General features: G+C 61.8%; 23 protein-coding genes. 8 read left to right on the forward strand and 15 right to left on the reverse strand.

The features are described 5' to 3' along the window. Positions 1-108: 108 nt before the first annotated feature. From ftsX to yczR, 4 genes are all read right to left on the reverse strand, one after another. Positions 109-1,023: a permease-like cell division protein FtsX gene (ftsX, locus tag G7068_RS04075; RefSeq protein WP_166289287.1), complete on the reverse strand. Its 915-nt coding sequence runs from the start codon at positions 1,021-1,023 to the stop codon at positions 109-111. Beyond that, on the reverse strand, positions 1,020-2,093 hold the full coding sequence (ftsE, locus tag G7068_RS04080) for a cell division ATP-binding protein FtsE (RefSeq protein WP_166289290.1): 1,074 nt from the start codon (positions 2,091-2,093) through the stop codon (positions 1,020-1,022). The genes ftsX and ftsE overlap by 4 nt, the downstream gene beginning before the upstream one ends. Positions 2,094-2,162: 69 nt before the next feature. Then, positions 2,163-3,275 carry a peptide chain release factor 2 gene (prfB, locus tag G7068_RS04085; protein WP_166289293.1) on the reverse strand — a complete coding sequence of 371 codons (1,113 nt, stop codon included), beginning with the start codon at positions 3,273-3,275 and terminating at the stop codon, positions 2,163-2,165. 58 nt (positions 3,276-3,333) lie between these two features. Beyond that, positions 3,334-4,770, reverse strand: a complete 1,437-nt coding sequence (yczR, locus tag G7068_RS04090) for a MocR-like transcription factor YczR (protein ID WP_166289296.1) — start codon at positions 4,768-4,770, stop codon at positions 3,334-3,336. Between the two features lie 61 nt (positions 4,771-4,831). Between yczR and yczE the strand changes: the two genes are divergently transcribed. Next, a complete protein-coding gene (gene yczE, locus G7068_RS04095) occupies positions 4,832-5,488 on the forward strand; it encodes a membrane protein YczE (RefSeq protein WP_244304665.1) in 657 nt (218 codons plus the stop codon). Here yczE and G7068_RS04100 read toward each other — a convergent pair. The 5 genes from G7068_RS04100 to G7068_RS04120 form a co-directional block, all read right to left on the reverse strand. After that, positions 5,452-6,855 carry an APC family permease gene (locus G7068_RS04100; protein WP_166289299.1) on the reverse strand — a complete coding sequence of 468 codons (1,404 nt, stop codon included), beginning with the start codon at positions 6,853-6,855 and terminating at the stop codon, positions 5,452-5,454. The genes yczE and G7068_RS04100 overlap by 37 nt on opposite strands. A gap of 182 nt (positions 6,856-7,037) precedes the next feature. Further along, a complete protein-coding gene (locus G7068_RS04105; protein ID WP_166289302.1) occupies positions 7,038-7,841 on the reverse strand; it encodes an ABC transporter permease in 804 nt (267 codons plus the stop codon). Next, positions 7,838-8,698 (reverse strand): ABC transporter permease, encoded by an 861-nt coding sequence (locus G7068_RS04110; RefSeq protein ID WP_166289305.1) that lies wholly within the window; start codon positions 8,696-8,698, stop codon positions 7,838-7,840. Before G7068_RS04110 ends, G7068_RS04105 begins: the two co-directional genes overlap by 4 nt. 9 nt (positions 8,699-8,707) lie before the next feature. Beyond that, positions 8,708-9,889 carry an ABC transporter ATP-binding protein gene (locus G7068_RS04115; protein ID WP_166289308.1) on the reverse strand — a complete coding sequence of 394 codons (1,182 nt, stop codon included), beginning with the start codon at positions 9,887-9,889 and terminating at the stop codon, positions 8,708-8,710. Positions 9,890-9,893: 4 nt separating this feature from the next. Beyond that, on the reverse strand, positions 9,894-11,099 hold the full coding sequence (locus G7068_RS04120) for an ABC transporter substrate-binding protein (RefSeq protein ID WP_166289311.1): 1,206 nt from the start codon (positions 11,097-11,099) through the stop codon (positions 9,894-9,896). 252 nt (positions 11,100-11,351) lie between these two features. Between G7068_RS04120 and G7068_RS04125 the strand changes: the two genes are divergently transcribed. Together G7068_RS04125 and G7068_RS04130 are read left to right on the forward strand one after the other, a co-directional pair. Next, a complete protein-coding gene (locus G7068_RS04125; RefSeq protein WP_244304667.1) occupies positions 11,352-11,819 on the forward strand; it encodes an Lrp/AsnC family transcriptional regulator in 468 nt (155 codons plus the stop codon). Between the two features lie 2 nt (positions 11,820-11,821). Next, positions 11,822-13,216, forward strand: a complete 1,395-nt coding sequence (locus G7068_RS04130) for an aspartate aminotransferase family protein (RefSeq protein ID WP_166289317.1) — start codon at positions 11,822-11,824, stop codon at positions 13,214-13,216. Between the two features lie 266 nt (positions 13,217-13,482). Here G7068_RS04130 and G7068_RS04135 read toward each other — a convergent pair whose 3' ends face one another. Continuing rightward, on the reverse strand, positions 13,483-14,487 hold the full coding sequence (locus G7068_RS04135) for a hypothetical protein (RefSeq protein WP_166289320.1): 1,005 nt from the start codon (positions 14,485-14,487) through the stop codon (positions 13,483-13,485). A gap of 423 nt (positions 14,488-14,910) precedes the next feature. Continuing rightward, a complete protein-coding gene (rpsO, locus tag G7068_RS04140; protein WP_166289323.1) occupies positions 14,911-15,180 on the reverse strand; it encodes a 30S ribosomal protein S15 in 270 nt (89 codons plus the stop codon). Positions 15,181-15,414: 234 nt separating this feature from the next. Here rpsO and G7068_RS04145 point away from each other — a divergent pair, with 234 nt between their 5' ends. After that, on the forward strand, positions 15,415-16,656 hold the full coding sequence (locus G7068_RS04145; protein ID WP_166289326.1) for an ammonium transporter: 1,242 nt from the start codon (positions 15,415-15,417) through the stop codon (positions 16,654-16,656). Positions 16,657-16,665: 9 nt separating this feature from the next. Further along, positions 16,666-17,496 carry an inositol monophosphatase family protein gene (locus G7068_RS04150; protein WP_166289329.1) on the forward strand — a complete coding sequence of 277 codons (831 nt, stop codon included), beginning with the start codon at positions 16,666-16,668 and terminating at the stop codon, positions 17,494-17,496. Between the two features lie 36 nt (positions 17,497-17,532). On the opposite strand, the gene G7068_RS04155 is transcribed toward G7068_RS04150, so the two are convergent. The 3 genes from G7068_RS04155 to G7068_RS04165 are packed head-to-tail and all read right to left on the reverse strand — an operon-like array spanning position 17,533 to position 19,714. Further along, the gene (locus G7068_RS04155) at positions 17,533-17,799 is read right to left on the reverse strand and encodes a DUF6457 domain-containing protein (protein WP_166289332.1); all 267 of its coding nucleotides are present in this window, start codon (positions 17,797-17,799) and stop codon (positions 17,533-17,535) included. Further along, entirely contained in the window at positions 17,796-18,461 is a 666-nt protein-coding gene (gene mobA / locus G7068_RS04160; RefSeq protein ID WP_166289335.1) for a molybdenum cofactor guanylyltransferase, read from the reverse strand. Before mobA ends, G7068_RS04155 begins: the two co-directional genes overlap by 4 nt. Further along, positions 18,458-19,714 carry a molybdopterin molybdotransferase MoeA gene (locus tag G7068_RS04165; RefSeq protein WP_166289338.1) on the reverse strand — a complete coding sequence of 419 codons (1,257 nt, stop codon included), beginning with the start codon at positions 19,712-19,714 and terminating at the stop codon, positions 18,458-18,460. The genes mobA and G7068_RS04165 overlap by 4 nt, the downstream gene beginning before the upstream one ends. Positions 19,715-19,797: 83 nt before the next feature. On the opposite strand from G7068_RS04165, the gene fdhD reads away from it, so the two are divergent. The 3 genes from fdhD (at position 19,798) to G7068_RS04180 (ending at position 24,346) form a co-directional block, all read left to right on the forward strand. Beyond that, complete coding sequence (gene fdhD, locus G7068_RS04170) at positions 19,798-20,685, forward strand: formate dehydrogenase accessory sulfurtransferase FdhD (protein ID WP_166289341.1); 888 nt, start codon at positions 19,798-19,800, stop codon at positions 20,683-20,685. Next, positions 20,682-23,006 (forward strand): FdhF/YdeP family oxidoreductase, encoded by a 2,325-nt coding sequence (locus G7068_RS04175; RefSeq protein WP_166289344.1) that lies wholly within the window; start codon positions 20,682-20,684, stop codon positions 23,004-23,006. The genes fdhD and G7068_RS04175 overlap by 4 nt, the downstream gene beginning before the upstream one ends. Before the next feature lie 131 nt (positions 23,007-23,137). Then, positions 23,138-24,346, forward strand: coding sequence for a globin domain-containing protein (locus tag G7068_RS04180; protein WP_166289347.1), 1,209 nt, complete (start codon positions 23,138-23,140; stop codon positions 24,344-24,346). A 106-nt stretch (positions 24,347-24,452) separates the two neighbouring features. On the opposite strand, the gene fmdA is transcribed toward G7068_RS04180, so the two are convergent. Continuing rightward, positions 24,453-25,709 carry a formamidase gene (gene fmdA / locus G7068_RS04185; protein WP_166289350.1) on the reverse strand — a complete coding sequence of 419 codons (1,257 nt, stop codon included), beginning with the start codon at positions 25,707-25,709 and terminating at the stop codon, positions 24,453-24,455. Positions 25,710-25,721 lie beyond the last annotated feature (12 nt).

The following is a 25,721-nucleotide window of genomic DNA, read 5'->3' on the forward strand; positions in this document are numbered from 1 at the left end:
ATCAGCCGGCACAGACACATCAACCGGCACAGACACGTCAGCCGGACAGAAACCGCGGTTTCCATCCGGCTGATCCACCAGCACCGGCTGGCGTGCAGAACTTAGGTGCTAGACCCGCAGGTACCTGGTAATCGCGATCTTTGCCGCAATGGACGAGAGGATCGCTCCCACCAGGATCAGGATCGGCGGCACTATCAGCGACTGATCCACCGTGATGTAACTCGTAAACGGCACTTCCTTTGCCAGGAAGTCCTGCACAAAGAACTTCACGATCGCCACCGAGGCACCGCCCGCAAGCACCGCCCCGATAAGCGCGGCGATCACACCCTCCAAGATAAACGGCGTCTGAATGAAGCGGTTTGAGGCACCAACGAGACGCATGATCCCGATCTCACGCCGCCGCGAGAACGCCGAAAGTCGAATCGTCGTCGAGATCAGCAGCATGGCCGCCACGAGCATCAGACCCGCAATCGCGATGGCCGTGTAGCTTGCGACCCCCAAAAACAGGAAGATGCGGTCGAGCAAACTTCGCTGATCCACGACGCTCTGCACGCCCGGAATCCCTGAGAATGCCTCCTGAATAATCTCGGACTTCGAAGGATCCTTGAGCTTGATCCAGAACGTCTGGTTCAGCTGCTCGGGCTTCGTGATGTCCACGATCGGGTTGCCCTTGAACTGCTTCGTGAACTCCTTGTACGCCTGATCGTGCGTCATGAAGAAGAAGTCATCAATAAAAGGCTTGAGCTCGTCAGACTTCAGCGCAGCTTCGACAGCGGCAATCTGTTCCTTGTCAGCGTCCTTGCCAGAGCACGTCTGGCTCTGCTCAGAGTTGGTGCAGAGATACACCGCCACCTGCGCGCGGTCGTACCAGAACGTCTTCATCTGCTGCACCTGCAGCTGCATGATGATCGCCGCGCCCACAAACGTGAGCGACACAAACGTCACCAGGATCACTGAGATGACCACCGACATGTTTCGACGCAGGCCACTCCAGACCTCGCCAAGTACTAGCCCAACCCTCATCGTACGGGCCCCACATCCGTCTGCTCGTCATCGTCTTTTCGGTCCAGCCCGAGGTGCTGTGCAAGATTGCCGGTCTCCGACATCTGCACGGGATCCATCGGCTGCCCCTGCTGCAAGAAACTCGGGATCGCGGGCTCTTCGCCAGCGCGCCGCGTCACATCGAGATCCTCGTCGTCATCACCCTCACCCTCAAACGGGCGAGGCTCTTCAAATACCGACGCCTCGGGCGCTGCGGGTGGTTCCGGAGTCGCCTCAGGCAATACAACGGGCGCAGGATCCGCCACCACCGGCGTCCCGTCGGGCTGCAGCGCAGCCCGCACCACGGCCTCGCTCGTGCGCAGCACCTGCGCACCGGCTTCTGACAGATCCGCAATCGGGATCGACGCGGTCTCGCCGTAGCCGCCGCCCTGCTCGTCGCGCACGATGACACCCTGCGAGAGCTCAACCACACGCTGCTGCATGATGTCAACGAAGGTCGCCTCGTGGGTCGCCATCACCACGGTCGTGCCGGCCGCGTTAATCGAGCGCAGCAGCTGCATAATGCCGAGGCTGGTTGCGGGGTCGAGGTTACCGGTTGGCTCGTCGGCAAGCAGGATCGCGGGCTTGTTGACGATCGCGCGCGCAATAGCCACGCGCTGCTGCTCACCACCCGAGAGCTCGTGCGGAAAGCGCTTCGCCTTATTCGCGAGCCCGACCATCTCAAGCGTGTCGGGCACGGCCTCCTGAATGAAGCCGCGCGACTTGCCGATCACCTGCAGAGTGAAGGCGACATTGTCGTAGACCGTCTTATTGGTCAGCAGACGGAAGTCCTGGAACACCGTGCCGAGGCTGCGGCGAAAGTATGGGACCTTACGCGAAGAGATCTTGCTGAGGTCTTGCCCCAGCACGTGGATCTTGCCAACGCTGGGCTGATCCTCGCGCAAAATTAAGCGCAGGCAGCTCGACTTGCCGGATCCGGAAGCCCCGACAATAAACACGAACTCACCACGGTCGATCTTAAGATCGATGCCGTCGAGTGCGGGTTTTGCGGTGCCCCGGTACTTCTTGGTGACGTTTTCAAAGAGAATCATGACGCCTCGACAATACGCCCGAACGCTGGATCGTCTGCTCAGGCGCGCGGGCGTTTTTGCCTAGCTCAGCTAATCCTGATTTTGTGAGAGCGAGCGCCAGCGAATGCCAGCGGCGATAAACCCGTCAAGATCACCGTCAAAGACGTTCTGCGGGTTGTTGACCTCAAACTCGGTGCGAAGATCCTTCACCATTTGATAGGGCGCGAGCACGTAGCTGCGCATCTGATCGCCCCAGCTCGCCGTAATGTTGCCGGCGAGTTCCTTCTTTTTGGCGGCCTCCGCCTCGCGCTGCAGAATGAGCAGGCGCGACTGCAGCACACGCATGGCGGCAGCGCGGTTTTGGATCTGGCTCTTTTCGTTCTGCATCGAAACGACCGTGCCCGTCGGAAGGTGAGTGATCCGCACCGCCGAGTCGGTGGTGTTCACCGACTGGCCGCCCGGGCCGCTCGAGCGATAGACGTCGACGCGAATGTCGCTCTCGGGAATATCGACAGATTCAGCCTCGGGCATCAGCGGGATGACCTCGACCGCGGCGAAACTGGTCTGGCGCTTGCCCGCCGAGTTGAACGGGCTCATGCGCACGAGGCGATGGGTGCCCGCCTCGACCGAGAGCGAACCGAACGCATAGGGTGCGTCGAACTCGATCGTGGTCGATTTGATGCCCGCTTCTTCGGCGTAGCTCGTCTCCATGACAGTGACCTTGTAGTCGTGGTGTTCGCCCCAGCGCAGGTACATACGCTGCAGCATCTCGGCGAAGTCGGCGGCGTCGACACCACCCGCGCCCGCGCGGATCGTCATGACGGCGGGGTACTCGTCGTACTCCCCCGACAGCATCGTCTGCACTTCAAGCTCTTGCACGAGCCCCTCGATCGCGGCAATCTCCGCGGTCGCCTCGGCTGCAGAGTCTTCGTCCTCAGCCTCAAGGGCCAGCTCGACCAGCACCTCAAGGTCATCGAGGCGGTCGGCCAGGCTGCGCAGTCGCTTCACCCGCGCCTGGCGGTGGCTCAGGCCACTGGTCACCTGCTGCGCCGCTGCGGGATCGTCCCAGAGGTCTGGCGCCGCGGCCTGCTCCTCCAGCTCAGCGATCTCGCGATCAAGCTTCGGCAGATCCATCACCGCGGCGATGTCGGCGTAGGTGGCGCGAAGTGCGCGGATGCGTGAGTTGAAATCAAGTTCGAGCATGATCCTCATACCTTACCGCGCAATGCTTCGCGCCCGATCCCTGTAACGAGCCCGTTCGCTAAATCACCGATCCCTCGAGCACCTGCGATCCGGCCGGTTCCCCGATGCACTGCCACGCCTCGTGCAACAGACCAACGCCTTCAAGCAGCCTGTCTTCGGGTTCCGTGAACGGCAGCCGCACGTAGCGCTCAAACGTTCCGGGGCTCCCGAAACGTGGACCGGGCACCAGCCGCAACCCAAGACGCGCGCTGTGCCTGCCCAGCCGCGAACTGACCGCCTCGCCAAGATCCACCCACACACACGCCCCGCCCTCAGCCGGCGAGAGCGACCAGCTCGGCAGCAGCGCCCCCAGCTGCTCGGTCAAAACACGGTGTCGGCTCGTGAGCTGCCGCGTTCGTAGCGCGAGTATCTCGTCATACCGTTCCATAGCCAGCGTGGCAACGACCTGCTCCCACGTCCCTGTGCCGAGATCTCCAACGCGTCGAGCGGTCTCCAACTGGCCGATCAGGTCGGGTGCCGCCCGGATCCACCCCACCCGCAATCCACCCCACACGGTTTTGCCGAGCGAACCAACCGTGATGACGTTGTCTTGCTGGTGGGCCTGCTCTGCTGAGGCGGCAAAGGGAATGATCGTTCGCGGTTCGCGCAGCGTGAGCTCTGCGGTTGTCTCGTCGGCAATCACGTAGGTGCCCTGAGCAGACAGTGTCGCGATGAGTTTGGCGCGCAGCTCGGGTGGCATAGACAGGCCGGTTGGGTTGTGGTGGTCCGGGATCAGGTACGCCAACCTCGGCGATGTGCGGGCGGCAATGTCGAGCATTGCCGCGGCGTCGTAGCCACCAATATCGACCGGGAGCTCGGCGACTAGTGCGCCCGCGGCGGCGAGAGCTTCACGCGCGTGGGGGTAACTCGGCGACTCGATGAGGCTGCGGTCACCGCGACGCAGCAGCGTGCGCGCGATCAAAAAGATCGCGTGCTGAGCCCCGAGTGTCACCATGATCTGCTCGGGAGAGGTGGGTAGTCCACGAGACGTGTAACGATCCGCAATCGCGGCGCGCAGCATCGGCAAACCGATGGTGTCATAGCCACTGAGCCGAAACACCTCGGGGTGCTCCGCGAGGGCACGAGCGCTGAGCTCTTCAATGCCCCGCCAGGGCTCGGGGCAGGCCCCAGAGAAGTCAATGTCTGTGTTCGCAGCCGAAGACCACAGCTCGGAGTTCTCGCGACGCGGCGTCCGCACCACGGTTCCCGAACCCTGTCGAGACGCGGCCACCCCCGTCTCGCGCAGGCGCTGATAACTCGCGCTGACGGTCGTGCGGCTCACCCCGAGCGCTTCAGACAGCGGCCGCTCGGCGGGAAGCGCCGCCCCGGGCACAATGCGCCCGTCGCGCACCAGCATGCTGATTGACTCGCTGAGTTCTAGGTAGCTGTGGCCATCCCCACGCCAGCTTCCGAGCAGCTCGGTGAGCCTGCGGGCTGAGATTCGCTGCACGATCATAAGGCCACTGTAAGCGGATTGGCATCTTGCACACAAGGCCAATTTAAAGTGGACTGCTTCTATGCCCCGAAAACTCCTGCAACTCATCCCCGGCCTGATCCTCTACGGCATCGCGGACGCCTTTATGATCCGCGCGGCCATCGGCGTCGACTCATGGACCGTGTTTGCTCAGGGGTTGGCGGTCCACTCGGGCTTTGGCATCGGGATCATCACCAACGTCACCGGCCTCATCGTGCTGCTACTGTGGTGGCCGCTGCGGCAGAAACCCGGCCTCGGCACGATTCTGAACATCTTGCTGGTCGGCCCGGGCATCGAGCTGGGGCTGTGGTTGCTGCCGACGCCCGAGGAGATGTGGCTGCGCATCGCCTACTTCGTCTTGGGAATGCTGCTTCTCGCATTAGCGAGTGGCATCTACATCGGCGCCCGCCTGGGCCCCGGCCCGCGCGACGGCCTGATGACCGGCATTCACCTGCGCTTTGGTACGCCCATCTGGATCGGCCGCACCGGCGTTGAACTCACGGTACTGCTTGTGGGCTGGCTGCTCGGTGGCAACGTGGGCTTCGGCACTCTTGCCTTCGCCCTGCTCATCGGCCCGCTGTGCGGCATTACGCTGCCGCTGTTTGACCGCCGCTGGCGGAATGACCCAGAGGGCCACTCCGCCACACAGCAATCAGACGAGGATCAATCGATCTCTGCACCCTCCGGAACCTTGTTGTAGCCGGTGACCGGCTGGGACTCGTCGAAGCCAGCGACCTTACGCTTGAATCCCTTGGTGATGTAGACCAGATACCCGAAGCCGAGAACCGTCCAGATAATGCCGCCGACGAGTGCGTCGAGGCTCAGGTTGACCCACAGCAGGCCGGTGAGCAACATACCGATGGCCGGCATCACGATGTAGTTGAAGATGTCCTTCAGCTTCTTGTGACGCCCCCTCCGCACGGCAAACAGCGCAATCACTGAGATGTTGACAAAGGTGAAGGCGATGAGCGCACCGTAGTTGATGAACGACGCGATGAGGTCGAGGTTGAACGACATCGCCAGCAAGCAGATCACACCAACGAGGATGATGTTGAGTGTCGGGGTGTGAGTCTTGGGGTTGATGTAGCCAAAGAACTTCTTGGGCAAAACATTGTTGCGACCCATCACCAGCAGCATACGAGACACGGAAGCGTGCGAGGCGAGCCCCGACGCGAGGGTGGCGGCGAACCCGGCCGAGGTGAGCACTGCCTGGAAGCCCTTGCCGCCGACAACCTCACCGATCTGAGTGAGCGCGCTGTCACTCAGCGAAGCCTCGTTGAACTCGTTGAAGTCCGGGAATCGCAGCTGTGTGAAGTAACCGGCGATCAAGAAGATTGCACCACCGAGAATCACGGTGAACAGAATCGCCTTCGGCATGATGCGGGGGTGCTTCGCCTCTTCGGTGTACATGGTCACCGCGTCAAAACCGATGAACGAGAAGCAGACCACGGTAGCCCCGGCCAAGACCGCGCCCATTTCCACCCCACTGTGGAAGAACGGCTTGATCGAAGCGACGGTGCCAGCTCCATCGCCAGCAGAGAGCTGCGCCCACACGAGCACCACAAATACGATCATCACGACGATCGAGAACACCAAGAGAATCATGTTCATGTTCGAGGTGCCGCGCATGGTCAGGTAGATGACCGAGGTCACGAGGATGCAGTACAGGATCACCCAGATGCCCGACCAGATGCCCGGGAACAACTGCTCGAGGTAGTTACGAATGATGAGCGCGTTCACCATTGGCAGCAAGACGTAGTCAATGAGTGAGGTCCAACCCACCATAAAACCAAGGTTCGGGTGAATAGATTCTTTTACGTAGGTGTAGGCGGATCCCGCGCTCGGGATCGCCCCCGACATCTTGCCGTAGCTCACCGCGGTGAACATCATGACGATGAGCGCCACAAGATAGGCCAGGGGCACAACATTGTTGGTCTCCTGCGAGACAATGCCAAAGGTGTCAAACACCACGGTGGGGGTCATGTATCCAAGCCCGAGACCGACGATGGCCCAGAGTCCTAGATTTCGTTTGAGGGTGCCACCCTTTGCTTTGGCGGGTGCAGTCATAGTTCTCTCCTCGATTTGGAGTTCACACACGAGGAGGTATCAGCGCCCCGTTGCAACATTAAATCAATGGGCGCTGTTGCCCACCGGGTCAATCTTGCACCCATGAGCCCGCTCGCGCAAAACGAAGTGTGGCGCAGGATCCAAATGCCGTAGATCCTGCGCCACACCCTGTGCTTTTGGTGTTACTTGCTTGCCAGGCGTTTCTGATTGTTGATACGCACTACCTGCACGATGATTACCAGCAGCAGCGCGCCCACAAAAACGATCGAGGCGAGTACGTTTGCCTGCGCAGGGACGCCCTTTGCGGCCGCGGTATAGATGAACTTCGGGAAGGTACTCACGGCACCCGAGTTGAAGTTTGTGATAATGAAATCATCGAACGAGAGCGCGAAGCTCAAGAGCGCCGCACCGATAATTCCCGGCATGAGCGTCGGAAGCGTGATCCTGAAGAACACCTGCCCCGGAGAGGCATAGAGATCCCGCCCTGCCTCTTCAATGGCCGGGTCCAGACTCGCAACCCGCGCTTTCACAACAACAACCACGTACGAGATGCAGAACATGATGTGGGCCAGGATGATTGTGCCGAGCCCCTTCTCCACGCCCATCGTCAAGAACTGATACGCCAGCCCCGCGCCCAGAACAACCTCAGGGGTCGCCATCGGCGTAAACAGCAGTAAAGAGATCGTGCTGCGAAACCGGAAGCGATACCGCACGAGCGCGATGGCAATGAGGGTTCCCAGTACCGTTGCAACGACGGTGGACACCACACCAACGATAATGCTGTTGCTAAACGCGGTACACACTTCTGGTGCCCCACAAATGTTCTGCCAGTTGTCGAGCGTAAAGCCGTTCCACTTAATGTTGTTGCGGCCTCGCTTCTCGTTGAAGGAGAAGATGATCACGTTCACGATTGGCAGCAGCAGGTAAATCAAGACAATAATGCTGGCGACCGGCACAAAGGCCCGGCCAAGGCTCCACTTTTTCACAGGAGGTCCTCCGTCCCGCTACGGCGCACGTACGCGATGATGAGCACCAGGATGACTACCATGAGCACAATCGAGAGAGACGCTGCCAGGGGGTAATTCTGAGTCTGCAGAAAGTTGGACTCGATGACGTTACCGACCATTGCCGTATCGATACTGCCGAGGAACTGCCGCGAGGCATTGACGTAGTCGCCCGACATCGGAATGAAGCTGAGCAGCGTGCCGGAAACCACACCCGGCATTGACAGCGGCAGTGTCACCTTCCGAAACACGGTGGCCGGAGACGCGTACAGGTCCGATCCTGCTTCGAGCAATCGCATGTCGAGCGACTGCAGCGAGGCGAAAATCGGCAACACCATAAACGGGATGAAGTTGTAGACGAGACCAAACACCACGGAGAAGTCGGTCCCCATCCACTCGGTTGGCAGAATCTGCTTCCACGACAGCGTTCGCAGCAGGAAGCTGATGAAGAAGGGCGCGATCACCAAGATCAGCAGGATGCCCTGCAGCATCGGCTTCGAGCGGACGCGAACCCCGATCAGGTATGCAAGCGGGTAGCTGATCAGCAACCCCACGACGGTGCCGATCAGCGCATAGACAAAGGAGCGGAGAATCTGTGGCCAATACTCCTGAATGGCCGCCCAGTAGTTTGTGAACTGCAACGCTGCAACGTAGTCACCGATCCCCTGCCCCTCAGCGGGAACCTGGAGCGACGTGATGATGAGTTGGATAAACGGCGTCACGAAGAAGAGCAGCATGTACATGATGCCCGGTGCGAGCAAAAGAAGTACGATCCAGCGCCCCTTCTTTGGGGCTTGCTCAACGACCTCGGTATTGGCCGCGAACGCGGTAAATGCCATGAGCGTCTCCTACCCTGAGATCTTCGACTGCGCGGCAATGGTGCGGGTCGAGAGATCAGCGGTCAGCGCACCGGTCTCTAGGCGGTCGTCAGCAAGGCCAAAGGTGTGCGAAACCTGCCAGCTCAGCCAGACCTCGTCCCCCAGCTGCACCGACGGACCAACCTCAACGTTCTGGGCGAATACTTGCACCTCACCCGCACCGGGCACCTCCACGGTGTACTGCGTACTCACACCGATAAACGAGACATCGGTGACGCGCCCGGGGCCCACCACGTTCACAGCGGCATCCGCCACAGGGGCCTCACTGTGCAGTCGGAGCTTCTCGGGTCGCACACCTACGGTTATCGAGCCGCTCTCGCGCACGCTGCGCGCTCGCGGCACCGTAATCCGCGTGCCGTTTTCATGGCTCGTGGTGATCGCCTGGTCGGTGGTGCCCACAACCTCAACCTCAAACAGGTTGGACTGCCCCAGAAAACTCGCTACAAACACCGTGCGCGGCAGGTCGTACAGCTCTTCGGGAGCACCCTGCTGCTCGATCCTGCCCTTGTTCATGACCGCCACGGTGTCGGCCATAGTCATGGCTTCCTCCTGGTCGTGAGTGACATGCAAGAAGGTCAGTCCGACCTCCTGCTGGATCTGTTTGAGTTCCTGCTGCATCTGGCGGCGCAGTTTCAGGTCGAGTGCCCCAAGCGGCTCATCGAGAAGCAGCAGCGCGGGCCTGTTCACAATCGCGCGGGCAAGTGCCACACGCTGCTGCTGACCGCCCGAGAGTTGCACGGGTTTGCGCGCGGCGAGATTATCGAGTTCGACGAGCTGCAGTGCAGCGTGAGCCTTGCCGAGAGGATCGGCGATCCCCCGCCGCCGCAGTCCAAATGCCACGTTCTCAACCACCGTCATGTGAGGGAAAAGCGCGTACGACTGGAACACCGTGTTCACGGGGCGCTTGTGCGGCCCGAGGGCGGTCACGTCGCGGCCACCAATCTTGATGCTCCCGGTCGTCGGCTCTTCGAGCCCCGCCACGAGCCTCAGGGTCGTCGTCTTCCCGCAACCGGAAGGCCCAAGTAGCGCGAAAAAGGACCCGGCAGGAATGAGAAGATCCATTCGTTCCACGGCGGTGAACCCCGGAAAACGCTTCTGAATCCCGACCAGCTCAAGATCTGCACCGGATTCAGCAAAAGAATGCACGTTCATAGCGTTATAGCCCCAATGCCTTCTGGAATGTCTTGGAGTAGCGGTTGTCTTCCTCCGGAGTCAAGATGCGGAAGGTGCGAAGCTTTTTCATGTCGGCTTCAGTCGGGAAGATGGCCGGGTTGTCGACCTGCGACGGATCAACCTTCTTCATGGCCTCCTGCGCCCCCTTCACCGGGGTGACATAGGCAACATAGGCGGCTACCTCTGCCGCGATTTCAGGCTGGTAGTAGTAATTGATCAGCTCTTCGACCTTCTTTTTATTGGCGGCCGAGGTGCCATTGGGCACGGTAAAGGAGTCGCGAGCGATGAGGCCACCAAACTCGGGCAGATCGACACCCCACTGCTTATCGAGCTCAACGTTCATCATCACGACGTCACCGGTCCACACGAACCCTGCGAGCATCGTGCCCGTTTCCAGATCCTGCGTGTAGTCGTTGCCCTTCACATTGCTAATCTGTCCGCTGTCGAGTGCATCAACCAGCCACTCCATGGCTTTGTCGAACTCAGCGTCGCCCCATTTTCCGCTGGGATCGACACCCTGTCCCGACAGGATCAGGCCGATGGTGTCCCTCATCTCACTGAGCACCTGAACCTTGCCCTTGAGTTCTGGCTGCAGCAGATCGTCCAGTTCGTGAAGACCTTTAGGCAGGGCCTTCTTGTTCCATGCCCATCCCGTTGTCGGCAGCTGCCAGGGGATGGAGTGTTTGCGGCCCGGATCCTCTGCCAACGCGTCCCACTCAGTATCGAGCAGGTTGCTCTTGACGTTCGGAAGGTTTGCGTAGTCAAACTCTTGGACTTGATCGGCCAGGATGAGACGGGCGTCCATCCAATCCGTCATCGTGATGACGTCGTAACCCGTGAACTGGTCGAGCTTCAGAGCATCCTTGATTTTGCCGTAGAAGGTGTTGTTGTCATCGATATCTTCGGCGTAGTTCACCTGGATACCGGTCTTCTTCATGAAGGCTTCCAGCGTGGGGTTTGTACTACTCGACTCATCAAAGTCGAGGTAGTAGGTCCAGTTGCCCCAGATGATTTCGTCTTTGCTGGATCCACCCCCGCTGCTCGGAGCGCACGAGGCAAGGGCCGCTGTGCCAAGTCCAGCGGCGCCAATAGCGGCGCCCCTGAGTAGCTGGCGACGATTGAACTGAGCGCCACGAAGCATACTGACGATGTTTCGAACAATCGGATCTTCGGGCAATTGCTGGGCCATGAGAACTCTCCCTTGAATTTCAATGGTAAAAACCGGCGCAGCACGCAAACGGCAACGGCGCCGGGTTGTGACTCGAATATGGCACAGACCTCATGACCTTGCAAAGGGGCCACGCCAAATCGAGTTTTTCGTCACTCAACAGTTATGTTTTGCCACTCCATCCCGGGGCACAGTGCCGGAAAACTCCGTTTTGGAGGGGCAAATCTTCGGATTCCTTTGCCTTTTCAGCATTTCGCTGCCAGAATCGCATGTGTGAGCAGCAAGCGAAACACGTTAGCGCTCGACTCCACGTCGAAAGCGATCATCGAGCAACTCCAGCTCGATGGGCGCCGATCGTACGCGGAAATCGGGAAAGCGGTCGGCCTCAGTGAGGCCGCCGTGCGTCAGCGTGTGCAGAAGCTCACGGATGCCGGTGTCATGCAGATTGTTGCGGTGACCGATCCCATGCGGCTCGGTTTCAGCAGACAAGCCATGCTCGGCATTCGCGTTTCTGGTGACACCAGAGTCGTTGCAGACAGCCTTGCCGGGATGCCAGAGATCAGCTACGTCGTGCTCAGCGCGGGGTCCTTTGACATCATGGTCGAGATTGTCTGCGAAGACGACGATGCCCTCATCGAGGTGCTGAACGAAAAGATCCGCACTCTCGACGGTGTCGCCTCTACGGAGACATTCGTCTACCTCCAACTCAAAAAACAAAAATACGACTGGGGAACAAGATAACCATGTCCTACGATCCCACTGCGGCAGTTGATACTGCTGCCCTTCAGGCCTCGGCTAAGCGCCACATGTGGCCACACTTCACGAACCGCAAGGTTCTGAATGACGGCATTCCCGTCATCACCCGTGCTGAAGGTCACCACATCTACGATGCGGCTGGCAAGCAGTACATCGACGGCCTCGCGGGCCTCTTCGTTGTGAACGCTGGCCACGGCCGCGACCGCATCGTGCAGGCTGCAGCGAAGCAGATGAAGCAGCTCGACTTCATGCCGATCTGGTCTTACGGCCACCCGGCAGCGATTGAGCTCTCCGAGCGCCTCTCCGGATACGCGCCTGGCCAGATGAACAAGGTGTTCTTCACCACCGGCGGCGGCGAAGCCGTTGAGTCTGCGTTCAAGCTTGCCAAGCACTTCTGGAAGATCAAGGGCAAGCCGATGAAGCACAAGGTCATCTCGCGCTCGGTTGCCTACCACGGCACCCCGCAGGGTGCCCTGGCCATCACCGGTATCCCCGACATGAAGAAGTTCTACGAGCCTCTTACCCCGGGCGGCCACCGCGTGCCGAACACCAACTTCTACCGTGCAGAAGAGATGGGCGCACCGTCGAACGACCTCGAGGCGTTCGGTCAGTGGGCTGCAAACCGCATTGAAGAAGCGATCCTGTTCGAGGGCGAAGACACCGTTGCGGCCGTCTTCCTTGAGCCGGTACAGAACTCGGGTGGCTGCTTCCCGCCTCCCCCCGGTTACTTCAAGCGCGTTCGCGAGATCTGCGACAAGTACGACGTGCTGCTCGTCTCGGACGAGGTCATCTGCGCCTACGGCCGCGTTGGCGAGTTCTTCGCTTCGAAGGCACTCGGCTACGAGCCCGACATCATCACCTCGGCCAAGGGCATCACCTCGGGCTATGTGCCCCTCGGTGCCATGATCGTCTCCGACAAGGTTTCGGAGCCGTTCAACTCGACCGAGAACACCTTCTACCACGGCTTCACCTTCGCTGGTCACCCGGCGGCGGCAGCTGCGGCACTTGAGAACCTCGACATCTTTGAGGAAGAGGATCTCAACGGCCGCGTGCGCGAGAACAGCCCGCTGTTCCGCGCCGAGCTCGAGAAGCTGCTCGACATCGACATCGTCGGTGACGTGCGCGGTGAGGGCTACTTCTTCGGTATTGAGCTTGTCAAGGACAAGGCAACCAAGGAGACCTTCAACGAGGAAGAGTCGGATCGCCTGCTGCGCGATTACCTCTCCCCCGCACTGTGGGAGGCCGGCCTCTACTGCCGCGCTGACGACCGTGGAGACCCCGTTATCCAGCTTGCACCGCCGCTGACCATTGGTCCGTCGGAGTTCGCTGAGATCGGCGGCATCCTGCGCAGCGTTCTGAAGGACGCTTCGTCGAAGATCTAGTCTGACGCTTTTTGCGCCGACTTCGTGGCCCGCTCTGCTTCGGCAGGGCGGGCCACGGTCGTTTCTGGGGGTGCGCCATTTCGTTGCAGAGCCAGCATTTCGCTCTCGAGCTTGCACCTCAGCGCCGAACTGGCATCTCAGTCCCGAACTTGCTCCTTGGCGCCGAGCTTGCCCCTCAGCGCCGAGCTTGCCTCTCAGCGCCGAACTTGCAGTTGGGAGCCGCGGGCTCAGCGGTGAGCTGCAGGCTCGGGGTATCGCAGCGCTCACTAGGGCAACCGATTCCTGGCATTGCGCAGCTTCGGATCACCAAAGACCCCAAATGACGCGAACCGCGCCTCGAATCTCTCTTGTGTTTCGACATCATCGATTCCAAAGCGATACATCATTTTCTTCGTGGTCCCGCGAATCCAATCTTCACGAGCTTTCTCTTCACGCAGCAGTTGTTTCGCGTCTTTACCACTTGCCATTTCTTTTTCGAAGTATTTCCCTACTCCATCGGCCTCAGCGAAGGCTCCGTGGTCTAGTAACTCAAAATCTGGGCGCAAGTTGTGCCCGTTCGGACCCGGCACCCGCACCTGAATCTCAACGAGAATCCCCGCTCGCGCAAACCTGAGGCGCCCAACGCTCTCAAGCACCGATTCTGCCCGGCCGTCCGCGAACTCAAGCACCCGTCGAGCCCGGCGAACCCCTCTCGCTCCTGGCATACCGTCGAGCTTTGCAATTGCCGTCTCTCGCCAGATTTCCTGAGCATCAACAGAACTTTCTCTATCTGCAAAGAATTCAAGGTTCAGCGCAGCGTCCATGCACCCAAGCGCCAGTTCAGCGCTTGCAAGACGAGCTAGGTCCAGCACGGTCCGATTCACATTTGTAACGCGCACACCAGCAATCTCTGTGATCTCGTGCTCGGCAAGTGTTCCCTCGTGGCGCATGACTCGAGCTGTGCTCCGCCTCACATCGTTCTGAGGATAGGTTTCGTGCACGCGGATCCCGCTAAACCGATACAAGGGAAGACCGAGAAGCGCCGCTGCCGTGTAATGCGAGAACACAGGGGTCCGAACCTCCCTATCACTATGGGCGAGAGCCACCGCAATTTGACGCCCCTCGTTATAAAGCCCCTCCCAATCCCTACTCAAGATGTAGCAGCCTCTTGACAGGACGATCACCCGCTGCCTTCTTCGATTAGTGCGCAGATCATTTTGCTCCGCGCTCGAGAGCTGGTCCCAATAACGAATCATCGCGCGAATCTTTGTAATGCGTTGCGCGGGATCCATATCCCTAGTCTGACAACTCGATGCCCCTCGCTGCTTTCGAATATGCCAAATGTGGATAACTACGACGCATGTGAACGTCTCTTCAGAATGTGAGCGACGCTCGTCGGAGCTCAATTTCGCTCAATTTGCACGATCCTGAAAGCTCGACCCAGCACCCATTTTTGTCGAGATTGCACCTCATCGCCGAGCCCGCGGTTTGGAGCCGCAGGCTCGGCGCCGGAACGCAGGCTCGACGCTGGAACGCAGGCTCGGCGCTGGAGCGCTAGCTCAGCGGGGAAGCACTAGCTCGGCGGGGAAGCGCTAGCTCAGCGGTGAAGCGCGGGCTCGGCAAAAGGGGCATGCCAGGGGCGCGCAGCGCCCCAAACGCAGAAGCGCCCCCGCCAAAAGGCGGGGGCGCTTCGCAGTTGGTCTGAGTAGGCGAACCTATCGACGCAGACCAAGGCGCTCGATGAGCGAGCGGTAACGCGTGATGTCCACGTCCTGGAGGTAACCCAGGAGGCGGCGGCGCTGGCCGACGAGCAGCAGCAGGCCACGGCGCGAGTGGTGATCGTGCTTGTGATCCTTGAGGTGCTCGGTCAGATCCTTGATCCGGCGGGTGAGCATTGCAACCTGAACCTCTGGGGAACCGGTGTCACCAGGCTTGGTTGCATACTCGTCGATGATTGCTTTCTTGACCTCTGCGGGCAATGCCATAGTAGGTCCCCTTTCAGTTGCTGCGCGGCGCTATCAGCAGGGTGCTGGAGCTCTCTTTATCCGCGGCCGTTCTAACGGCAACCTGTACATACTAGCACCCGCAATCCCGACATCAACCCGAAACACAGTTGTGATGCCCGCTTCACACCGCGGTGACGGACTCGAAACAGCCGCGACAGAAACTGTTCGCAGGGACGATCCACTCGCCCGGGGAGACTAGAGGGAGGCACCACCATGGAAGCCACAGATGTTTGGACACTCGCGAGCACCGCGCTCGTACTCATCATGACACCGGGGCTCGCGCTCTTCTACGGCGGGCTCGTGCGGGTCCGCTCGGTCGTCAACATGATGCTCTTCAGCGTCAGCGCTATGGGTGTAGTCGGGGTCCTGTGGATCCTGATCGGCTACAGCATGAGCTACTTCTCCGATGGTGAGAGCGGCTTCGCGGGCAGCCCGTTCAAGGACTTCGGGCTGGTCAATACGGATCCGGCCTCCTTCATCGGGGTCGGTTTTGGCGCCGTCTTCGCGATGATCACGACGGCACTCATTTCGGGAGCCATCGCGGATCGTGTCGGCCTCGGCTCCTGGGTCCTGTTCTCGGGCGTCTGGGCGACGCTGGTCTACTTCCCAGTGGCAGCCTGGGTGTGGGGCGGTGGCTGGATCATGCAGCTCGGCACCTGGCTCGGCACCCCCGACGTCATTGACCTCGCGGGCGGCACGGCGATCCACATCAACGCTGGCGCGGCAGCGCTCGCCCTCGCGATCGTCGTGGGCAAGCGCCGCAACTTCGCGCAGGGATCACACAAGCCCCACAGCATTCCGCTCGTGACCATCGGCGCTGCACTGCTGTGGTTCGGGTGGATCGGCTTCAACGCCGGACTCGCGACCGAGATTGGTGAGGCCGGCCTGATCCTGGTCAACACCCTCGCCGCTCCCGCGGCCGGCATTATCGGCTGGATCATCACCGACGTTGCCCGCGGCAAGAAGCCCGGTGTGGTCGGCGCCTCCTCCGGAGCCATCGCGGGTCTCGTGGCCATCACTCCCGCCGCCGCGAACCTCTCGCCACTGTGGGCGCTCCTGCTCGGCCTCATTGCGGGTGCGGCTTGCGCGTTCGCTATCGAACTCAAGTACCGCCTGGGCTACGACGACTCACTCGATGTGGTTGGCCTGCACCTCGTCGCGGGTGTGATTGGCACCCTCTACCTCGGCTTCTTCGCTTTCAAAGACGGCCTGTTCACCGGTGGCAATGGCGGACTGTTGCTCGTGCAGGCAATCTCGGTAGTTGGCGTCGCCACCTATTCCTTCGTGGTCTCGATGATCATCGCGCGAGTCGTGAAAGCCCTCACCGGGCTACGGGTGCCACGCGAGGTCGAGGAGGCGGGGATCGACACCTTCGCACACGGCGAGGAAGCCTACGACTACCTTCCCGATGTCACCCCGGCACGGCAGCCCGAGCCTGTCGGTGGCGCCCGGTAAGGTCGAACCATGACGGCAACGACTCACGCAGACCCCAAAGAACTCGCAACAATCGCCAGCAGGATCGCGCGCACTGCAGGCAAGCGGATCCTCGAACTGCGCAGTGCCGGGGTCACAGTTGCCGCCACCAAATCAAGCATCGTCGACATGGTGACCGAGGCCGACCGTGAGTGCGAGCGACTGGTTGTCGCAGCCCTCCGGGAGGCCCGGCCCGACGATAGCATCGTCGGTGAAGAGGGTGCGGCCATCGAGGGATCGAGCGGAATCACCTGGGTGATCGACCCGATCGATGGCACCACGAACTACCTCTACGACCTGCCCGTGTACTCGGTGAGCATCGCGGCCACAGTGCCCGATACCACTGCGTTTGCGGATGGTCGCCGCGCCATCGCCGGAGCCGTCTACAACCCGTGCAACGATGAACTCTTTGAGGCCCACGAGGGCGGCGGCGCGCGCCTCAACGGAGCACCGATCCGCATCTCCGAAAAGCGCGAGCTCGCGACGGCACTGATTGGCACGGGATTTGGCTACACGGTCGAGCGCAAGCGCGAACAACTGGAAATGCTCGGCAGGATCCTGCCGCTCATTCGCGACATTCGCCGACTCGGATCGGCCGCCTACGACCTGTGCCTCGTTGCGGCCGGGCGCCTCGACGCGTTCTTTGAGAAGGGCTTGCAGCCCTGGGATTACGCGGCGGCAGCACTGATTGCCCGCGAGGCGGGTGCCACGATCCTGGGCCGCGATGATGCGACTCCACCCGGTGAACCCCTCATTTTCGTGGCGGACCCGCACCTCGCGAGCGAGCTGCGCGCGGTGGTACTGGGCCACCCGCACGATTAGCAGGCTCACGCGAGCGCACCAGAAGGTGCTCCGCAGCTAGCCTTCCCAGCTCGCCGCGAGCGCGGTCAGTGACTTCGCGTGCTGCGCGAGCGCGGCAGCGGGATCCTCGGCTCGCCCGACCGCGACCCCGAGCAGGAACGTACTCAGGGGTGCGGCGGGGCGGGCAACGTCGTGCGCAACGTCACGGGCGACGTCGAGCAGCGTGGCGATGTTGATGGTGTCGGGATCGAGACCGAGTTCCGCTGCCGCCGCGGCGAGCCAGGAGTCGAGTGCCTCAGGAGGCAGGTGCTTGGGGTTGCTCATGGTGTTCTCCTTTGTGCGTTGAGGGTTCGTGCCCGCTCAAGGTCGTCGGGGTTGTCGATGTCGGCTGTCACCTCGGGTAGGGCGTCGATCCAGTGCAGGTCTAGCGTGCCGAGCAGTCGGCGCAGGGGGGCGTTTTCAAGGTCGGTTCCGAGACGCTGGGCTCCCGTACGAAGTGAGGTCACTCGATAGAGTCCAGCCAACCATTGGGGGCGGCCTTCACTATCTCGAAGTGCGCAGCCGTCGAAACTACCTGTACTTTGAAGACCGGTATCGGTTTCCTCAGGGGAGATCCTGCGATTCGCAAGCTCACGCAGGATGACAGGGGCAGTCGTCCCCACCAAGGCCTCACACACACGATCCGGCCGCACCAGATCGCAGGAGAGCAGCAGCACCCATTCCGAGTGCAGCGCCGGCAGGGCTGCGGCGAGCGCGGCCAGAGGACCCGCGAACGGCGGATCTTCGCGCACAACGATTACCCCGTCTCCACCTGCGTGATCCGGACCGACAACAACAACGTGTTCGGCACCGGCAGCACGCACAGCAGCTACCGCGCGATCGACCAGGCGCTCGCCGCCGAGCGTCAGCGTGGCCTTGTCGACGCCGCCGAGTCGGCTCCCTCGCCCTCCGGCGAGCACCACCGCGTCGAATGCAAGCCGGTTCACGGTGCCACCAGGATCACGGGCACAGTCTCCCCCGTAACGACGTCGCCGCGATCGGCGTCGACCAGGGCGTACCCGTTCGCGGCACCGTGTCCGCCGACCGCGTGCGAGATGCCACGCGGGTTCACCGCGGGAGCGCAGCTCAGCACGGCCTCTCCGTCAGGCCCGGCCTGAGATCGAACAACGACGGGCAGCACCTGCAAAACCCCCTCCGCCCCCCGCCAATCGGCCGCGGCTACAGCGGGCACGGTGATCCTGCGCACCTCACCTCGCCCCTGCATCGCGAGCAGTGCCGGGCGCACAAACAGCTCGAAGCTCACGGCCGCGCTGACCGGGTTGCCCGACAGGGCGAACAAGAACGCACCCCCGCTGAGCCGGCCCGCGCACTGCAACTTCGCCGGGCGCACCGCGACTCGCGTCGCCAGCACCTCGGGCTCGGCCTCGAGCGCGATACGCACGACGTCGTGTGTGCCCGGCCCGATCCCACCCGTTGTAATAACCGCGTCGAAGCGCTCACCCAGTTCACGCAGCAGGTCTGCCAGCGAGACGGCCTCGTCGCTGCTGTGATGCACTTCAGTGGTCTGAATGCCGCACTCGCGCAGCAGACCGGTGATGAGCACGGAGTTGGACTCCGGGATCTGGCCACGCTCAAGCGACTCCCCCAAGCCGCGCAGCTCCGATCCGGTCACTACGACAGCCACACACGGCACCGTGCGCACCAGCACACGCTCCACCCCGGCTGCGGCGAGCGCCGCGAGCCGAGCCGCCCCGAGCAGTTCGCCCGCCGTCGCAAGCACACTCCCCTCTGCGATGTCTTCGCCCCTGCGTCGAACGTTCACGCCCGCTGCAACCGCGGCCTGCACAAGAACGGAATCGGTGGCCCAGGATCCGTCGTCCCTGTCGCCCCGGGTGTTTTCTACCGGGATTACCGCGTCTGCGGCGCTTGGCACTGGCGCGCCGGTCATGATGCGGACGGCGTCTCCATGGCCCAGGTGCGGATCCGAGGCGCTTCCGGCGAGCACCTCTCCGACGATCCGCAATGCCACCGGGCTGTCGGCATTCGCGCCCGCAACGTCCGCGGCGCGAACCGCATAGCCGTCCATCGCCGAGTTATCCCAGAGGGGCAGCGAGAATCGGGCCCGCACATCCGCGGCGAGGGTGAGCCCGTGGGCCTCGCGAAGGGAGACCTCCTCAGCGGGCAGGACTCCAACGCGCTCCAGAATCCAGCTCAGATGTTCACGCACTGTGGTCCGCACAGCACCGCCTCTTTTCTGCAGGGCCACTGCCGGTTTACGCGTGTGGTCTTGCTCTCAGTGTGTATCAATGCTATCCAAGGAGTGTGTCTCGCATAGCCGCACGTCGCAGAGTCACCCGTATGACCGTGGGTGGACCAGTTTCTCAGCGCGCCGATTTTCTCACGGTTGAAGAGCCGTTGGAGATTCGTGTGTTCGGTAAGTCGTTGGCGGTGACCATGCGTACCCCGGGGCACGACGTGGAGCTCGCAGCCGGTTTTCTCGTGTCAGAGGGTGTGATTCATCACGCTGAGCACTACTCGACCGCTCGGTATTGCGCGGGAGCCACTGTCGACGATGGCAACACCTACAACGTGCTCGACGTGACGCTGGCACCGGGGGTTGCACCCCCGGATCCGAGCTTGGAACGCAATTTCTACACCACCAGCTCGTGTGGGCTCTGCGGCAAGGCCAGCATCGACGCGGTCCACACGGCCTCGCACTACACGGTTGATAAGGATCCGCTCTCGATTGATGCCGCGAAGCTCGAGACGTTTCCTGACCTACTTCGAGCAGAACAGGCGGTGTTCGATCGCACCGGTGGCCTCCACGCGGCCGCCCTCTTCGACGGCACCACGGGCGAGATGCTGGTGCTGCGCGAAGATGTGGGCCGCCACAATGCCGTCGACAAGGTTGTGGGTTGGGCGCTGATGCACGATCGGCTTCCCGCCCGCAACTGCGTGCTCATGGTGTCAGGTCGCGCGAGCTTCGAACTCACGCAGAAGGCCCTCATGGCGGGGATTCCGATGCTCGCCGCGGTCTCGGCACCTTCCTCGCTTGCCGCTGACCTCGCGAACGATGTCGGCATGACGCTCGTTGGGTTCTTGCGAGGCCCGTCAATGGTCGTCTACAGCCGCGCAGACCGCATCACCAACGAGACCGGCTTCGCCGATCCTGACCCAACCCCCTCCCCTCAGAAGGCAGCTCTCTCATGACCCCCAAACCCCTCGAGAACGACTTTTCTGACGCCGACATCGAGGTGTCTGCGCCCAAAACCCACGCCGTGGGCATCGAGGGGGTTTATCACTCGATGGAACCAGCGATCAAGCAGATGGGTCTCGCGCGCACCGCGAAGCTCATGACAAAGATCAACCACAAAGACGGCTTCGACTGCATGAGCTGTGCGTGGCCCGATCCTGATCACCGCAAGACAGCCGAGTTCTGCGAGAACGGCGCGAAGGCCGTGACGTGGGAGGCAACCCCGCTCAAGGTTGAGCGATCCTTCTGGCAAGAGCACTCGATCTCGTCGCTGGAAGACAAAACCGAGTACTGGCTCGGCATGCAGGGGCGGCTGATCGAGCCCGTCTACAAGGCCAAGGGATCAGACCACTACGAGCCCATCAGCTGGGACGACGCCTACGCTGTGGTCGCAAAGCATCTCAATGAACTCGCCGATCCCAACGAGGCCGCGTTTTACACAAGCGGCCGCGCCTCGAACGAGGCCGCGTTTGTTTACCAGCTCCTCGCGCGGGTGCTCGGCACGAACAACCTGCCGGACTGCTCCAACATGTGTCACGAGTCGACCGGCACCGCGATGCTGCACACGGTCGGCATCGGCAAGTCAACCGTCTCGTACAAGGATTTCGGCGAGGCCGACCTGATTATTGTGATGGGCCAGAACCCCGGCACCAATCACCCGCGTATGCTCACGGCACTGCACGAGGCGAAGCAGCACGGTGCACGAATCGTCGCGGTGAATCCGCTGCCAGAGGCCGGGCTGATTGGCTACAAGGATCCGCAGAGTGTCAAGGGGTATCTCGGCAAGGCGACGCAGATCGCGGATCAGTTCTTGAAGATCCGCTCGGGCGGAGACATGGCACTGCTGCAGGCGATCTCGAAGCGGGTGCTTGAGGCCGAGGCTGAGTACCCCGGTGAGGTGCTGGATCACGACTTCATCGAGCGGCACTGCGATGGCTTTGACGCGTTCGCCGAGCACATGGCGAAGGTTGACGAGCGCGAGGTTGAGCGGGCTACGGGCCTGTCGACGACCGAGATCGACGAGCTAGCCGATCACTACCTGAGTTCCGAGCGCGTCATTATTTGCTGGGCGATGGGGATCACGCAACACCGCAAGGGCGTCGATACGATCCGCGAGATTATCAATCTGTTGCTGCTGCGCGGAAACATCGGCAAGCCGGGTGCCGGAGCCTCCCCCATTCGCGGCCACAGCAACGTGCAGGGTGACCGCACGATGGGCGTGTGGGAGCAGATGCCCGACTCGTTTCTCGACGCCCTCGGCAAGGAGTTCAACTTTGAGCCCCCGCGCGATCACGGTGTTGACGCCGTGCACGGCATTCGCGCCCTCGACGAGGGCAAGATCAAAGTGTGGATGAGCCTTGGTGGCAACCTGCTCGGCGCGATCTCTGACACCCACCTCGCCGAATCGGCTATGCGCAAGACCGCGCTGAGTGTGCAGCTGTCGACCAAGCTCAATCGCTCGCACGTTGTGACCGGCGAGGAAGCACTCATTTTGCCCGTGCTCGGCCGCACCGAGGTCGACGAGCAGGCCTCAGGGCCGCAATACATCACGGTCGAGGACTCGGTGTGCGCGGTGCACGCGTCGCACGGTCAGGTCGCGCCCATCTCAGACCAGATGCGCTCAGAGACCGCGATTGTGGCCGGCATCGCGCACGCCACGTTTGGGGATCGCCACGGTATCGACTGGCCCGCCATGATTCGCAACTACGACGTGATTCGGGATCACATCTCGCGTGTTGTGCCCGGCTGCGAGAGCTACAACGAAAAGACCCGCACCCGCGATGGTTTTGTGCTGCCAAACGGCCCGCGCGACTCGCGCACCTTCCCAACGGAAACAGGCAAGGCGCGCATCACCGTGAACGAGCTCGAGCACGTCGAGTGCCCACCGGGGCGCCTCATTCTGCAGACCGTGCGCTCACACGACCAGTTCAACACGACCATCTACAGTCTGAACGACCGTTACCGCGGCATCAAAAAGGGCCGCTACGTCGTGTTTGTGCACCCCGACGACATCACGGACCTCGGGCTCACCGACGGCCAGACGGTCGATATCTTCAGTGAGTGGAAAGACCAGCCGGACCGGGTGCTGCGTGGATTCCGGGTGGTCGCGTTTCCGACGGCCCGCGGCTGTGCTGCGGCGTACTTTCCCGAGGCGAACGTGCTGATCCCGCTCGATAACACGGCGCTTGAGAGTAATACCCCCGTATCCAAGGCCGTTGTTGTTCGGCTTGAGCCCTCAGCGACCCCCGCGGGTGTGGGGCGCCCGGTCACGGTGTAGGTATGTGGCGGTGTAGGTACTCAAAAATCTTTCGCCGGTGATTATTTCCGGCGGATCCGCGAGCGCAGTTGTGTGGTCTGCGAGACGATGGCGAAGGTTATGTTCAACTCGCCATCAGGAGGCATCTACACATGGAACTAACACCACAATCAAGAGAAATTGTTGCTGCGACAGCGGGGGTCGTCGCAGAGCACGCAAACGCGATCACCAAGGTGTTCTACCCCGATATGTTTGCGGCGCACCCCGAGCTGCTTCGCATCTTCAACGTCGCCAATCAGGCGATCGGTGAGCAACCGCAGGCGCTCGCGGCCTCGGTCGTGGCCTTTGCCGTGCAGCTGATCGATCCGAACGCACCTGACTTCACACCCGTGATGCAGCGCATCGCGCACAAGCACGTGTCGCTCGGTATCAAGGCACCCGAGTACACGATCGTCGGCCACCACCTGTTGAAAGCAGTGAAGACCGTGCTCGGCGACGCCATCACCCCCGAGGTGCACAATGCGTGGGACGAGGTGTACTGGCTCTTCGGCACCGCGCTCATCGCTGAAGAAGCGAAGCTGTACGCACTCGGCGGCACCGATCCCGAGCACCCGTGGCGGCAGTACCGCGTTGTCGAGCGCTTCGAAGAGGCCGACGAGGTCTTTTCACTGCTGCTCGCTCCAGTGTCGGGCGAGGTGCCAGCGCACCGCACCGGTCAGTACGTGGCGATCGCGGTTGACCTGCCGGGTGGCGCACGCCAGCCGCGTCAGTACACGATCTCGTCGGGCCCGCGCGGTGATTCGCTGCGCGTGACCATCAAGCGTGTGCGGGGCGTCGACGGCAACCCCGACGGCCAGGTTTCGGGCTGGCTGTACGAAAACGCGAAGCCCGGCACGATCCTCGACGTGTCGCAGCCAGCCGGTGACGTCGTGCTCGACGAGTCAGACACTCCCCTCGTGTTTGTGTCCGCCGGCATCGGGATCACCCCGGTGGCCGCAATCATGGAGGATCTGTCGCGTCGGCAGCCCGACCGCAAGGTTCGTATGTTCCACGCCGACAAGTCGCACAAGCAGCACGCGCTCTATGACGGCCTCCGCCGTCAGGTGCTCGCAATGAAGGACGCGAAGGCGCAGAACTGGTACGAAGACGGTGCAGACTCTGCCCCGACCCTGCACCCGGCGCGCAGCGGCTTCATGGATCTCTCCGATGTCGAGGTGCCCGCCGAGGCCCACGCCTTCATGTGCGGCCCGCTGCCGTTCATGCAGATCGCACGCCACGAGCTGATCGCAAAGGGCATTCCGAGCGAGAACATTCACTACGAGGTGTTCGGGCCCGACCTCTGGGCGCAAAACCCGGTATAGATCCGGTCTGCACACCTCAGCGCCGACCCGTCAGCCGGTGCACACAACTCAGCCGGTTGGAAACCTGGATTTCCAACCGGCTGAGTTGTGTGCACCGGCTGAAGCCCTAGCGATTGGCAGCCACCGGTGCCCCAATCCCAGGATCAATTTGCGTGGGGCCCGCGGCCGAGGGCCGCACGTCGAAGTCGAAGATCTCCGTGGGCAGGTACACCGTCGAACACGAGTTCGGAATGTCCACGACGCCCGAGAGCCGCCCCTCGATCGGGGCAGCGCCCAGCAGCAGGTACGCCTGCTCTGGACTGTAGCCAAACTTGGTGAGGTAGTCGATCGCGTGCAGGCAGGCGCGCTGGTATGACAGGTGCGAGTCCAGGTATTTCTGCTCACCGTCGAGCGTGACCGAGGTACCCGAGAACGCCAACCAGTGACTGTAGTTTGGCTCGACATTGCCGGGCATGAAGATGGCGTTTTCGCTCACGCCGTAGGTCTCCATGCCGCCCTTGATGATGTCGACGCGCAGGTCAATGAACCCGCCCATTTCGATAGCACCGCAGAAGGTGATCTCGCCGTCGCCCTGCGAGAAGTGCAGATCACCCATCGACAGGTTGGCGCCGTCGACAAACACCGGGTAGAAAACGCGGGATCCCTTCGTGAAGTTTTTGATGTCTTGGTTGCCGCCGTTCTCGCGTGGTGGTGCCGTACGAGCCGCCTCGGCGCCAACGCGCGCCCACTGGTCACGCGGCACTCCGCCCAGGATCGCGTGCTCTGCCTCGGGTGGCAGCGCGAGCGGGGGCACACGATCCGGATCCGTAGCGATCAGAGCACCCTCGCGGTTGTTCCAGGTGGCGAGCAGGCCCTCCGAGGGTGCGGTACCCATGAGTCCAGGGTGGATGATGCCGGTGAACGAGACCCCCGGCACGTGCCGCGACGTTGCGGTTTGACCCGCAAAATCCCAGACCGCCTTATAGGCGTCGGGAAACTGCTCGGTGAGAAAGCCGCCACCGTTGTTGCGGGAGAAGATGCCGGTGTAGCCCCAGCCCTGCCCGGCAAGCGGTCCAGAGTCCTCCTGCGGAATGGGTCCAACATCGAGGATGTCGACGATGAGCAGGTCACCAGGTTTTGCACCCTCCACTCGAAAGGGGCCGCTCAGGGTGTGCACCGTGAGCAGGGGTGCCTCAAGGATGTCTAGCGCTGAGTCATCGTTGTGGATCGCACCATCGAACCACTCGCGGCAGTCAACGCGAAAACTTTCCCCCGGTTTGACCGTGGCCACGGGCGGAATCTCGGGGTGCCAGCGGTTGTGCCCGAGTTTCTCCTGTTCCGTAAACTTCTTCGCGGAATCGAGCGGAAAGAGGTTCTTTGGCATCGCGGGTACTCC

It is taken from the genome of Leucobacter viscericola (assembly GCF_011299575.1).
Lineage (GTDB): Bacteria > Actinomycetota > Actinomycetes > Actinomycetales > Microbacteriaceae > Leucobacter > Leucobacter viscericola.